This is a genomic window from Pseudalkalibacillus decolorationis (assembly GCF_024609785.1).
GTDB classification, from domain to species: Bacteria; Bacillota; Bacilli; order Bacillales; family Fictibacillaceae; genus Pseudalkalibacillus; species Pseudalkalibacillus decolorationis.
In genome coordinates this window covers 51,170-64,814 of sequence record NZ_JANHJQ010000003.1, presented here as the reverse complement: position 1 = coordinate 64,814, position 13,645 = coordinate 51,170, and the positions used below count along the sequence as shown (strand labels likewise).

12 protein-coding genes are annotated in these 13,645 nt (G+C 37.3%); 2 read left to right on the top strand and 10 right to left on the bottom strand.

What is annotated here, in order from left to right; genetic code table 11:
• Positions 1-39: 39 nt before the first annotated feature.
• The 3 genes from NON16_RS03995 to NON16_RS03985 all read right to left on the bottom strand — a co-directional run bounded on the left by NON16_RS03995 (position 40) and on the right by NON16_RS03985 (position 3,101).
• Positions 40-1,326: an ABC transporter substrate-binding protein gene (locus NON16_RS03995; RefSeq protein WP_257347312.1), complete on the bottom strand. Its 1,287-nt coding sequence runs from the start codon at positions 1,324-1,326 to the stop codon at positions 40-42.
• Positions 1,327-1,448: 122 nt separating this feature from the next.
• Entirely contained in the window at positions 1,449-2,291 is an 843-nt protein-coding gene (locus NON16_RS03990; RefSeq protein WP_257347311.1) for a fructoselysine 6-kinase, read from the bottom strand.
• Positions 2,292-2,363: 72 nt separating this feature from the next.
• On the bottom strand, positions 2,364-3,101 hold the full coding sequence (locus NON16_RS03985) for a GntR family transcriptional regulator (protein WP_257347310.1): 738 nt from the start codon (positions 3,099-3,101) through the stop codon (positions 2,364-2,366).
• Positions 3,102-3,656: 555 nt separating this feature from the next.
• Between NON16_RS03985 and NON16_RS03980 the strand changes: the two genes are divergently transcribed.
• Positions 3,657-4,385, top strand: coding sequence for a GntR family transcriptional regulator (locus tag NON16_RS03980; protein WP_257347309.1), 729 nt, complete (start codon positions 3,657-3,659; stop codon positions 4,383-4,385).
• A 567-nt stretch (positions 4,386-4,952) separates the two neighbouring features.
• Here the strand turns inward: NON16_RS03980 and NON16_RS03975 are convergent.
• The 7 genes from NON16_RS03975 to NON16_RS03945 all read right to left on the bottom strand — a co-directional run bounded on the left by NON16_RS03975 (position 4,953) and on the right by NON16_RS03945 (position 12,271).
• Positions 4,953-5,774: a PfkB family carbohydrate kinase gene (locus tag NON16_RS03975; RefSeq protein WP_257347308.1), complete on the bottom strand. Its 822-nt coding sequence runs from the start codon at positions 5,772-5,774 to the stop codon at positions 4,953-4,955.
• An 18-nt stretch (positions 5,775-5,792) separates the two neighbouring features.
• A complete protein-coding gene (locus NON16_RS03970) occupies positions 5,793-6,677 on the bottom strand; it encodes a carbohydrate ABC transporter permease (RefSeq protein ID WP_257347307.1) in 885 nt (294 codons plus the stop codon).
• 1 nt (position 6,678) lies between these two features.
• On the bottom strand, positions 6,679-7,503 hold the full coding sequence (locus NON16_RS03965) for a carbohydrate ABC transporter permease (RefSeq protein ID WP_257347478.1): 825 nt from the start codon (positions 7,501-7,503) through the stop codon (positions 6,679-6,681).
• A 119-nt stretch (positions 7,504-7,622) separates the two neighbouring features.
• Complete coding sequence (locus NON16_RS03960) at positions 7,623-8,909, bottom strand: ABC transporter substrate-binding protein (protein ID WP_257347306.1); 1,287 nt, start codon at positions 8,907-8,909, stop codon at positions 7,623-7,625.
• 94 nt (positions 8,910-9,003) lie between these two features.
• Positions 9,004-9,993 (bottom strand): SIS domain-containing protein, encoded by a 990-nt coding sequence (locus NON16_RS03955; RefSeq protein ID WP_257347305.1) that lies wholly within the window; start codon positions 9,991-9,993, stop codon positions 9,004-9,006.
• Positions 9,994-10,446: 453 nt separating this feature from the next.
• A complete protein-coding gene (locus NON16_RS03950) occupies positions 10,447-11,148 on the bottom strand; it encodes a GNAT family N-acetyltransferase (protein ID WP_257347304.1) in 702 nt (233 codons plus the stop codon).
• A 13-nt stretch (positions 11,149-11,161) separates the two neighbouring features.
• Positions 11,162-12,271: a mandelate racemase/muconate lactonizing enzyme family protein gene (locus NON16_RS03945; RefSeq protein ID WP_257347303.1), complete on the bottom strand. Its 1,110-nt coding sequence runs from the start codon at positions 12,269-12,271 to the stop codon at positions 11,162-11,164.
• A gap of 96 nt (positions 12,272-12,367) precedes the next feature.
• Here NON16_RS03945 and NON16_RS03940 point away from each other — a divergent pair, with 96 nt between their 5' ends.
• Positions 12,368-13,636, top strand: coding sequence for a transcriptional regulator (locus NON16_RS03940; RefSeq protein WP_257347302.1), 1,269 nt, complete (start codon positions 12,368-12,370; stop codon positions 13,634-13,636).
• Positions 13,637-13,645 lie beyond the last annotated feature (9 nt).

Sequence of the window (13,645 nt, the reverse complement as noted above, 5' to 3'; positions counted from 1 at the left end):
AGGTAGGGGTAAGCAGCTAATACTGCCTACCCGAAAATCTTAGTCCATTTGCACTTGTTTCGCTACATCTTGAACTTCTTTCATGATCTCTTCTGGAGATTTCGTTCCGTCAAGAAGCAATTGGATATTGGTTAAATAAACACCCGCTACTTTTGCATGGACGTCCGTATCAAGCCATTCCACCATTCCCTCGGCTTCCTTCATCATGTCTACACCTTCTACAACCTGCTTCAAAGCAGTGTCAGGATTTGTTGCTCCATCAATAGGACTCGGCCATCCAAGCTGTTCCGCTAGCTTCACGGCATTTTCTTTACTTGTTAAGAACTTTAAGAAAGCAATCGCTTCCTTCGGATGTTCGGTTTTCGATGAGACGATAAATCCATCCGGTGCACCAGTGATGAAATTCTGATTCCCTTTTCCTTCTTTAATTGGAGGCATTGCAAAGAAGTCCCAATTCCCCTTCAAGTTCTTCTCAATATCTGGGAACTCTTCTAATTCCACATAGAAGATTGCTCCCTTACCCGCAAAGAACAATTGCAATGCCATGTCATGTGAACTCGCATTAACATTTTCCATAAAATAGCCTTCTTTATTCAAATCTCTTAACATTTCCATCGCTTTAATGTAACCAGGGTCCGTGAATTCTCCTGTACGAGGATTATAATCTTTCAATCTCACATCATTTGGCACCATTTTCTGGTTTAAACCAGTTAGATAATGGATCGCCGCCCATGGACCTTGATTTCCTAGAATAATTGGTGTTTCTCCACCTTGTTTTAATGTCTCCAATACTTGTAAAAACTCATCAAAATTCTTAGGTTCTTTTAACTGATATTTGTCAAAAATATCCTTATTGTAGACAAAAAACTTTCCATTAAAACGTAAAGGAATACCGTAGTTTTTCCCATCTGAAGAGAATGGCTGCAGGGATGCTGGAATAAAGCTATTCTTCCAGGCTGTATCTTCATTTAAATAAGAAGTAAGATCGAGTGCTGCTCCAGCGCGAACAAATTTCTTAGCAAATTCTCCTGACCAAGAGAACATGATATCAGGAACATCGTTACCTCCGAGAACAACACGAAGTTTGTCTTTCATCGGTTCATCGGCAATCGCTTCCATGTTAATCTTGATATTGGGATTTTGCTTCTCAAACTCTTTTACTACGTCTTCAAAATAAGGTGCGTATTGTGGTTGAGGCCACTTATGCAAAAACTTTAGTTCAATTTTATCAGAGGAATTTTCTCCACCGGTTGCAGAAGTGCAACCCGTGATTAGGAGTCCGAAGATCAGAGTAACCACCACCAAAACCTTTGTTTTCAATCTCATTCATTGACCCTCCTCATTTTTTTTAAAACAAAAAGATTACTACGAATCTACAAACCATCCACCTCCTATGTTTTAATTATTTTAAAATGGTATATATAGAAGTCACCCACCCAACAAGACAATTAGAATGAAATTCCACATCCAAAAGCACCCTCGACGAGGCATGTTTTCGCCGCGAATTTTGCTCCTTTCCCTAAGCTCCTCTTTAAGAGAACAGCTTTTGGAATGTTTGTATTCTCTTGTTTCGCGAGAAGATAATCCAAGATAAACCCTGTGAAAAAGGAATCTCCTGCACCCAAAGTATCAACTGGCTGCACAAAGTATGGCTCTTGGCGGTAAAATTCTTGACCATCATAAACCATTGAACCACGTGAACCCATTGTGCCGATTGCCAGTTCGCTTCCATAGGAATGAACTCGTTTTAATAGTTTTTCAACCTCCCCTTCCTGTAGTTGACTACAGGATAACAGGCTGAAGTCAACATTTTTGCAAACATTTTCTAAAATTTCATCATTATACTCATTAGAAAAATCAAACGAAACGAGTATTCCTATATCTTTCAATTTCTGAAGTTCTAATTCCATCCCGCTGTAAATGCTGCTATGGGCAATTCCAAACGTTTTAATATAGTTCAAGTCCTGCTTCGAAAGAATAATCGGATGGTCTTTTTGTACTCCGCCCTCATTCCCGCCGATAAACACCCGCTCCCCATCAATTAAGTCAACCGAAGCATATCCATTTTCGCCAACGAGTTTTCGGCAATGGGTAATATCCACTTCTAAACTCTGCAATGTCTCGATAATATGATTCGCTGCCTGATTATTCCCGAAGACACCTAAATATGCTGTATCCATACCTAACTGCTTAGCATAGACACTAAAATTTAGAGCATTTCCACCCGGATACATCATTTTCTTGTATAGATATTTATCGACCACATTGTCACCTACGCCTATGACTCTCATTTTCATTCCTCCAAAAAAATTTCATATATAAATGGTATATACCATTTTTCTTATAGCTGAGCTAAATCTTACTTATTTCAGATTCAGTTCAGTATAAAATTTTACAATGTCACTTCGAGTAATGGACGTCGAAAATTCAAGTTCCCGTTCCTCACGATCAAAGGCCACCGCTTCCTGAAAAATACAGGCACTGTCTGAGCGAATTCCTAATAGCTTGCTATCACTTTCTTCCGAAAACATTACATGCATATATTGTTTTGCTTTTACAAGGACGATACCATATTCCTCTTCTAAGATTTGGTATAAAGAAATGGAGTCAGTTATTAAGTTTTCAATATTAGGGCAAAATTTAACCGGGATAAATGATTCTTCGATTGCTATTGGCTTTTCGTTTGCCATCCTCAATCTTTTAATCGCGATCATCTCTTCTCCTGAAGGGACTTTCAATTTATTGGCTAAATTAGGCTTAGCTAGAATTTTCCTAACCGACAGCACTCTAGTACTTGGGATTAATCCCCTACCCAACATGGTGTTGGTGAAACTGTCAAATGTGATAAAATCCATTTCAATTTTATGGTTAGAGATAAAGGTTCCAGCTCCTACTCGCCGGTTCACAATCCCTTCCCTCTCTAATATCGATAACGTATGTCTCGCCGTCATACGGCTGATTCCATATTGTTCTGCTAACTCTCTTTCGGATGGCAGCTTATCCCCGTGCCTCAATTTTCCATTCTCAATGTCATCAAGGATTTTATCTTTTAATTGTTTATAAAAAGGGTTTAGTTCTTTCTCACTGAAGATTTCATTCATTTACAACTACTCCTATATGGTAAACTCTTTTAGTGAATTGCCTCGATAATAGATATCTTAAAGGAATATTTATTTATATCAAGTTTGGTATATACCAATTTGTTGAGCCAGAAAATATGTACACAAAAGTAGTAAACAAAGTTGCGTCAAATAGAAAAGCATTTATAAAGTGGAGACAACAATGTTAGTATCGTTACCATGATGTAATTTCGAATTTATATTATTAGATTAATCTAAATGTTCAGTCTTGTCAATACATCTTCCCAATTTAATAAAAATTTCTTTGATGTTGGGGCATGTGGACTACCCCCTGAATTAATTTTCCCGGCTAACCACTGAGAGGTATCATTTACACGATCAAGATGTTCCTGCTACCCACGCTTGATCGTACTTGGAGAAGATCGAGGGAGTACCACCCCCCCTGCAATTGTCGAATGCTTACCTCTTTTTTACGTACGGAGAAAAAGTACTTTTTTAGAGTTAAATCATTATACTTTTTATGATGATTTGTTATATAATATTATATAACGATTTACTTCAAGGAGGTATAACCTTTTGAAACTTAATAATTCAAGTTCACTTCCTTTATATGAACAATTATTGAAAAATATAAAGGACGAGATTGAAAAAAATGTTTATCAAACCGGCGAAAAAATTCCAAATGAAATAGAACTTTGTGATATTTATGGTGTAAGCCGAATTACTGTTAGAAGAGCTATTCAAGAATTAGTGGAAGAGGGGATTTTAGAGCGTAAGCAAGGGAAAGGCACCTTTGTTTCAAGAAAAAAAGTAGCAAGAGAATTGATTGCTGTTGAAGGATTTTCTGATTTTAGCAAACAACAAGGGATAAATTCCTCCAAAAAGGTTTTAGCGTGTGAAGAAATAAAAGCTTCAAAAAAGGTAGCGGATGCACTTCAAATAGAAATTGATTCACCAGTTTTGAAGCTCTCCCGTTTAATGTTTTTTGATGACCAACCATTTACCATTGATATCGCTCATTACTCACTTGATCGCTTTCCAAAATTGATGGAATGTATTTTTGATTACGAATCTACTTATGATGTTCTTAAAAATATCTATCATGTAAATATACCATCTAGCTCTTCCACAAAAATTCTTACAGCTATACCGGCTACAGGTATGGAAGCTGAGTATTTAGATTGTGAGATTGGGGATATGCTTTTTAATATTGATAAAACGGTATTTGATGAACAAGGGATTCCTATTCACATTTCTACTTTTAAGGTTCCAACAACACATATTGCTTTTACGATCTCAACTTAAAGAAAACTTGGCTAGCACCAAGCCTTAGCGCAGGTGATCGCCGTAGTTGCGCTTATACTATAGAAAGTATTTTTATACTTTCTTAACGTGTAAAGAAAACTTGGCTAGCGCCAAGCCTTAGCGCAGGTGATCGCCGTAGTTGCGCTTATACTATAGAAAGTATTTTTATACTTTCTTAACGTGTAAGAAAAGCGGAAGCGCCCTGGGTAGCCAGGAAGGTCACTGGAAGGCCACTGAGGAGGCTCGAACCAAACTCTGTTTGGTCCTGTNATACTATAGAAAGTATTTTTATACTTTCTTAACGTGTAAGAAAAGCGGAAGCGCCCTGGGTAGCCAGGAAGGTCACTGGAAGGCCACTGAGGAGGCTCGAACCAAACTCTGTTTGGTCCTGTGTGGGAATACACATGATGTAAATCAGTGTGTTGCCGCCGGAAGGGGACTGAAGTGATCCGAGTGGCTGGGCGCTGGAGCTAGACATTGCCTCTTTGCATCAAAATTTTATACTTTCTTACCTCTTAAAAAAGGAATGGAACTCAGCCACGATAGTTATGGCTAGTTCCATTCTTTTTACACAATTAATTGTTTTCCATTTCCAAATGCACCGATCACTTCACACGTTTGTGCTGCTTTCAATGCAGCCGTTTGTAAAGACTGTTCAATAGTACAATTAATTAAATAATTGGTAAGAAATCCGGCAATAAATGAATCTCCTGCCCCCAATGTATCAATTACATCGACTTCTTTAATCCCTTGCTGATATCTTTTCATTTGATCAGACATGATCACTCCTTTAGATCCCCTTGTCACGAGGACGTTTGGAGTACCCAATTTATGAATGGTCAGAATTAAATCTTCAATTTCTTGAGCAGATAAATCGCTGCCTGAAACAAATGCAAAGGTGAGGTATGGACACACCTTTTTCAACGTATTATCTGTAAAGTGAGTAGAGAAATCATAAGAAATTGGTAAAAGTTTCTGCAAGTGCGGCAACTGTTCTTCAAGACTACTATATATACTCGTGTGTAATACATCATACTTTTTAATATAATTATAATCCTCCTGGGTCAATCTCAGCTTCATTTTGGACTGAACTCCTCCTTTATTGGAGTTAACAAAAATTCGGTCCCCTTCTTCATCAAGGTCTACATAAGCTTTTCCACTTTCGCCATACGCTTTACGTAGTTTACTTACATCCACCTGATTATTTTTCAACGATTCTACAATATGATCTCCTTCAATGTCATCTCCAACAATTCCTATAAATGCAGTTTCTGTAGCTCCATATTGTCTAGATAAAACAGCTACATTCAATGCATTTCCTCCAGGGAACATTTCGTTTCGTTCAATATATATATCTACAACGTTATCGCCAATTGCTATTAATTTCATTCAAGTTCAACCCCTTTGTTATCCTTTTACACTTCCTGAAGCAAGTCCACGGATGAAATATTTTTGCATGAATAAAAACAATATGATAATCGGGGTTGCCGAAATCATTAAACCTGCTAACAAAACCCCCCAGTTTGTTTGTAGGGCGTCCCTAAATTGCATTAAACCTGCTGGAATGGTTTTTAACGCTTCTGAATCAATAAATATTAACGCGAACATAAATTCATTCCAAGTAAAGTATGCCGTTAAAACAACACCTGTTAACAGAATAGGTAAGTTAAGTGGAATGAATATTTTCGTAAATACGGACCAAGTATTGCAACCATCCAGAAAAGCCGATTCTTCCAATTCTTTTGGTACTTCAAGAAAAGCAGCACGGATTAGTAAGATTGTTATTGGTATACGATAAGCAATGTATGGAAGAATTAACGCTAAATAAGTATCATGTATTCCTAAGACTTGTATAAGTTTGTACAAAGGTACTAAACTTACTTGAGGAGATAGCATCATTCCGCCCATACAAAAGATTAGTAAAAGATTTTTACCTTTAAAATTAAATCTCGTTAATCCATATGCACCAAGTGCGCTAAGGAAAACAGTTCCTAAACAAGTGCTCACCGTTACTAGTGCACTGTTAAAGAAATAACCCGATATACCTGTATTCCAAGCATGTACATAATTGGACACCAGCCAACTTTGTGGTAAAGCCCAGCTATTAGAGAAAATCTCTTCTGTTGTTTTAAATGAATTGATGATCATCCAAAACAAAGGATAAGCAATAATGATGAAATAAAAGAGTAATATGGTGTATAAAGGAACAGATCCAAGGATGGCCTTTTGCTTGAATAGCTTTCTCGTACCAGGATTATATTCATACTTGACCGTTGCTTTGTCCGTTTCCATATTAACCATCCTTTCCTGTTCTAAATAATTTCATTTGGACTAATGAAACTAATAACGTAAGAATTAAAATGATAGTTGCGATGGCAGATGCATAGCCCATCTGATCTTTAAAAAAAGCTGAATTATACAGAAGTGTTCCAAGTACTTCACTGGCATTTCCAGGACCTCCACCTGTTAAGATGTATGGTTCATTAAATACAGTGAAAGCTCCTGTTAGGGTGAGTAAGGTGGCAACAAAAAACATCTCTCTCACTTGTGGAACCGTTACGTAAATAAACTTTCGAACCTTACCGGCACCATCTATTTCTGCTGCTTCATATAGTTCTCTAGGTATTGCCTGTATAGATACGATAAATAGCATCATGATGTAACCAATACTTTGCCACTGGGAAACAGCAATGACCGCAAAGATAGCTGTTTCGGATTCTCCTAACCAAGCTCTTGCCCATTCTTCTAGGCCTAATAAACTTAAAAAGTTGTTTAAAATCCCAATGTTAGGGTTATAGACAAAGCTAAATAATAAAGCAATGACAGTTATAGATATAACTACAGGTAGGAAAAATATGGTTCTAAAAAAACCACTAACAAATCTAGTAACTGGATCTTCGAGTATAGCTGCTAAAATCAGCCCTCCAAATACTTGAAAGATAATTGATATGACCGCATACCAAATATTATTTTTTAGAGCTATATAAAAAACCTCATCTTGAAATAGATTAAGGAAATTTTCAAATCCAACGAATACTTTATCTGGAGAAAAGGCTGAGAATTCATAGAAACTAAATCTAAAATTTTCTACAATGGGATAATACACAAAAAGTCCCATGATTAATATACAAGGTGCAATATATAAATAGGGCACGATTTTTCTAATAGACAATGTTTATCACCCCTTCTTTTTAAAAAAGGTGGTCGACATTCAAACCACCTTTTTTTTAATAATCTTTATTTTTCTTTTAATTTTTTTGCTGCTTCTTGCACATCAGCCATGACCTCTTCTGCAGTTTTCTTTCCGTCTAACATCAGCTGTGTACCAGTCAAGTAAGCATCTACAATCGTTATATCAACAGCTGTATCAAACCATAGATACGTTTTATCTGCATTAATAATTAAATCAATCGCTTCTTGTTGAAGTGCTGAAGCATTTTCAGAAGTAGTTGTTCCTTTTACTGCGCTATACTCACTTACTTCTGTAAGCTGCTCGGTTCCCTTTTCTTTAGAAGTTAAAAACTTGATGAATGCCATTGCTTCTTTAGGATGTTTTGTTTTTGAAGAAATCATGATCCCTTCAGGAGCTGCTGTAATGGAATTAGGATTACCTTCCCCACCCTCAATACTAGGAGTATTAAATACACCTAGATTTTCTTTAAGACTTGGCTCAATCAATCCGATTTCGGCTAATTGGAAGTATCCAATAGCGGCTTTTCCACCATTAAATAATTCCCGAGCAAATTGGTGATCAACAGAATTTACGCCTTTATTAAAATAAGGTTGAAGCTCGATGAATTTTTCCAATGCCGTAACATAGCCTGGATGAGAAAATTCACCATCTGGATTGTTAAGATTATAGTCTTTAGCAATTACCTCTTCTGGAACAATCAGTTCATTTAAAGAACCAATATAATGGGAAATGGTCCATGGTGCTTTACTACCGAAAGAGATAGGAATAATTCCAGCTTCTTTTATCTTTTCTGATACCGCGATCAGTTCACTCCAAGTTGTTGGAACTTCCAAATTTAAATCATTAAAAATCTGTTTATTATAAAAGAAGGCTTTTCCATCAGTAGACCAAGGAATACCATAAATCTTCCCGTCAAGCGTAAAGGGTTTATATTGAGACTCGATTATTTGGCTCGACCATTCTTTATCCTCATTAACGTATTCTGTTAAATCTAATGCTTGTCCAGCACGAGCAAAGTTCAATGCAAACTCGCCACTCCAAGAGAAGTAAATATCTGGTGGATTATTAGAACCTAACACGATTCTAATCTTCTCTTTATACGAGTCGTTTAACACAGCTTCAGTTTTAATTTTAATATTGGGATGTAATTCCTCGAATTCTTTGACAGCGTTTTCAAAGTACTGCTTTTTAGGCTCGGTAGGCCAGCGGTGAAAAAATCGAAGTTCAACGGTATCACTATTACTATCAGAAGATGTATCAGTAGAGGTACACCCTGCCATAATTGAAAGAAATAAAATGGACACGATACTTAGAATGAATAACTTTTTCATAAACCTTCCCCCTTCAGAAATAAAAGCTATCAAACTATAAAAATAAGGATAGTGGAAAAGCGAGCGATGACGTCGCTTTTCCACCTTTTTTATTTTAATACTCTACTTTCCACATATATCTTCTAGTAGATAATGGATGGTTACGCTGCTCTGCTAAATTGTCAGCATACTTTCTTAAAACAAAATTTAGCACTAATGGAGCAATATAGCCTTTTACCTCTTCTCTAATTCCTGAAAAGTCAAAATCTTTCGCATCTAATACTACTAGTTTTTTGCCATATTTCTTAGAGAACTTTAAAGCTCGTTCTTCTAAATGTCTTGTTTCGTCCAATCCAAGTAGAATAATAAATGGTGTTTCTTCATCGATGATTTCAAATGGGCCATGAAAATACTCTCCAGCATGAATCGCATGAGAATGGACCCATTGCATTTCCATTAGAATACAAATCGCATAAGAGTATGCTATACCATAGTTTGCTCCACTAGCCATCGTATAAATGATCTTTTCGTCTTTAAAGTATTGACCAAATTCTACAGCACCTTCATTTGATTGTGAAGCAGCTTTTTCATAAACAGGTTGTAAGTTCTCTAAGCTCTCTTCAATCAAGTCAAATTTCTCATTATTTTCTACCGTTTTAAGTACTCCAAAAACTAATTGGTAGAGTACAGAATAGTTAGTAGTAAAAGCATCTGCCTCTTCGCCCCACTCATATTTAAGGACAACTTCTGAAGCCTGGGCTAAAGGAGAACCAGTTTCGTTCGTTAAGGAAACCGTTAAAGCACCCTTTGATCTAGCAAACTTTGCAGATTCCACTGTTTCAGGAGTATTTCCAGAGTGGGAACATAAAATGACAAGAGATTTGTCACCAAGTTTGGAATGATTACGATGAATAAATTCATTAGAACTATAAAGATGAGCATCAATCTTTTTAGCTTCCCGATCAATTACATACTTGCTCGGATACATTAAAGCGGAAGAACCTCCACAAGCTACGAAAAAAATGTTCTCAATTTTTTTTTCCCTAACTTCTTCTAGTGCATGTTTGATTTGATTTTTTACATCTACTACCAGTTCAGTACCCATTAATAATATGGCCTCCTCAAGTTATTTTAGTGATAAGTCTAAAACCCACCCTCCTCACGAACAATACACAACATTATAATACGTTATATATTGTTATATTAATAAATATAAAGTATCATGCTTATAAAATTAAGTCAACAAATTATTCAGAATATTTAATCGACAATTTTCGCAATGTTTTTCCGGATGTTCATGACTCCGTTCCTTATCTATCACGTTTAGATCGTCAAATCACAAGGTTTGGTTTTGAAGTAGAAGCTGTCGCATTAGACTCAGGTTATCTTCTTAAGAATATAAAAAATGCCTGTCGTCAATTAAATCCCATCCACCACAAGAACTGCTTGAAAGTTGATTCGAAGCTTAATTTTTGGATCAAACGTTTGTTTGAACACAAAAAAGCCTAATTTCTCTTAGGAAACTAGGCTTTTTGAATGTTCATATTAACTACCTTCATCACTTCGCTTTTTTACCAAAATCAACCCAATACTCGCCATCGCGATTTTCCATTTGGAATCCTCGCCAACCTTCAGTAAGAAGAGCTTGCTGAGCGGCCATGTTGTCCATTCGAGCCGTGGCGACTTCTGTCCAATCTCTATCCCTTTCTTCCGCTATTTCCTTTACAAAGACATAGCGTACTCGGCCGCCATATTTTTCCTTCAACGCAGTAATTTCCATTCCTTGGTTGAATTTATCTTTTAAACTTGGAATATTGAATGGCGCGACTGTGCAACAAATATAGGAATAATCCTTGTAATCCTGTCCTAATTCTTGCATGACGAGGATCGCTAATGTTTGCTGCAGGCGATTCCCTCGGTACACAGGATGAACATTCGATATTTCCTGATAGATGACACTTGCTAAATCTTCTTCTGCTAACCCTAAGTCCCAACCTAAATGTTCTTCATCGATTGGAGGTACCAAGAGCGCACGAAAAGCTATGAGCTGTTCCTCCACGAATGCTCCGATTATCAGGCCATTTCCTTCCAAAATATATTGAAATTCCTCTTTGGTAAGGGGTTGCAGCGTGTCTTTGTTTTCCAATGATTCAATGACAATTTCCTGTAAGGCTAATATTTGGTTTAAATTATCCAAGGATAACGGTAGAACCTTGAATTGCTCGTTATTATTCAACGTTCCTTCAAAAAGAAGTTTCATAGATTTTCCTCCTTCAGTCAATAACATCTTGAAAAACAGTCAATTCATGTAGTATATCTTCATTGACATCTATACCTAATCCAGGCTGTTCAGTCAGTCGTATAAAAGGTACATCATAGTGAAGATTGCCAACATCTTTTGTAAACTTCAATGGGCCTGTTAGTTCTACACTTGTGATGATTTTTTTCGAAAAGGCGACATGAAATCCAGCAGAGGAAGCGATAGAAGATTCGACCATTGAGCCAACTTGACACTCGATTCCGGCCATTTCTGCCTGATGGGCTAATTTTGCTGCTGGGTAGATGCCACCGCATTTCATCAATTTAATATTCACTTTATCTGCTGCACGTTTCTGGATAATTTCTCGCATTTCACGAGATCCTTTAAGTCCTTCGTCAATCATAAGTGGAACATCTGTCTTCGATTTAATGAAAACCATTCCATCGATATCATCGGCCAGGACAGGCTGTTCAATCCAGTCAAGGTTCAGATCACGCAATGATCTTAGTGCAATTAATGTCGTTGCACTGTTTTTCCAACCTTGGTTGGCATCCACACGAATGGAGACATCATTTCCTACTCGTTCACGTACAGCCTGAATTCTTTCTACATCTTTTTGCACATCGGTTCCGACTTTCATTTTAAACGAATCATACCCTTTATCAACCATGGAAGCTGCCTCTTCAGCTATATGTTCAGGCTCTTTAATACTTAGCACATGGGTAATTGGGAACTTATCATGATAACGCCCGCCGATCAATTGGTAGGCTGGTTGTCCAAGCTTTTTCCCTATGAGATCGAAACAGGCAATATCGATTGCGGCTTTTGCAGTCGGTGCACCGTAAATCGCTCCATTCATGATATCGTGTAAGTTCTCAATATTCTTTGGATTACTACCCAATATTACAGGAGCTAATGTATTTTTCAAAATGTGATACGTGCTTTCCCACGTTTCACCAGTCACATGCTCGTCTGCTACACCTTCCCCATAACCGACAATACCCTCGTCGGTTTCGAGTTTCACAATAACAGATGGCATATGATTATAGGAGTGATAACTCACAACGAATGGAACACGAAGAGGCAAGTGAATGGCATAAAGGTGAATCGCTGTAATTTTCATGAAATTACTTCCTTTCAGTTTACAATGGTTTTTGTTATAGTTGACGTTAAATAGACGTAAAACAAATAAACTTTTAAATACTTAGGAGTTGTTACGATGACGACGAAAATAGCGGTCATTGGTTCAGCAGATTTTATCAATAACATTTTCTCTATTGCACCTCGAATTGAGGATATCGAAATCGAACCCTATGTATATCAACAACCACAAGAAGCTGCGGAGCTTATTAGACTTCTTAAACCATGTGACGCCGTCTTTTACTCTGGTGTATTACCATTCTACTTTTCTAAAGAGATGCAAGAACAATTACCAATTCCAGTTCTTTTCTTAGAGCAGGATGAAATGGCTATTTCGTCTTCTTTACTGTCCATTAACTATCATCAGAACATAGCAATTGAGCGAATTTCAATTGATTTAATCGATTCTTCTTTTGTCGAAAATGTATTAACAGACATAGGCATCGATCGTGCTCCTCGGCATGTGATGGATTATGCAGACATGTTACCTAACAAATTTGACGCAACAGAGATCATCGACTTTCACCACTCACGCTTTAAATCAGGAGAAACTGACTTTGCATTAACGAGCGTCCATGCAGTATACGACGAACTTCAACAGCTAGGCGTACCCTCGCAACGTATGCTTGATCCAACAAAAGCGTTGATTCGCGGATTGCAAGATGCAAAGGCACAAGCTGAGTCAGCTAAAAATCATTCTGCCACAGTGGCTGTCAGCTATATTTCGTTACCGGTGCCACATGGAGTTCAGAACAATTATCTGGACGTTTTCGCTAATTACATCCATGCTTCTGTTCAACAAATAGATGACTCGTCATTCAAACTTTATAGCACACGTGGCGATATTGAATCACTTATGAAGAACGGTGCCTTTCATGAATTACTATTAAATTGGCAAGAACCTGTAACAGTTGGTTTTGGATACGGAGCCACGACGGCAGAAGCCGAACAAAACGCAAAAATCGCACGAAGTTTCGCAACAAAGCATGAAAACGAAAGTTGTGGATACATCCTGACGGAAGAAAAAGAACTGCTCGGTCCATATCCAAAAGAAAACAAAACACAACGTCTTAGGAATGATCATCCAGAACTTCTACAAATAGCGAAAGAAACAAAGCTTAGCCCTGCTAACTTGTCTAAAATCATACAATTTAGCAAGTCACGTCAGTCCCTTCAATTTACAGCTGCAGATCTGTCAAATTACTTGCAAGTTACGCGTCGTTCGACAGAGCGTATCTTAAAAAAACTCGTCGACCATGGATCTGTCAAAATCGTCGGTGAAGAAATGACATACCAACAAGGCCGCCCTCGCGCTATTTATGAACTTAATATACCCATCTACCGATAAGGAAAACAA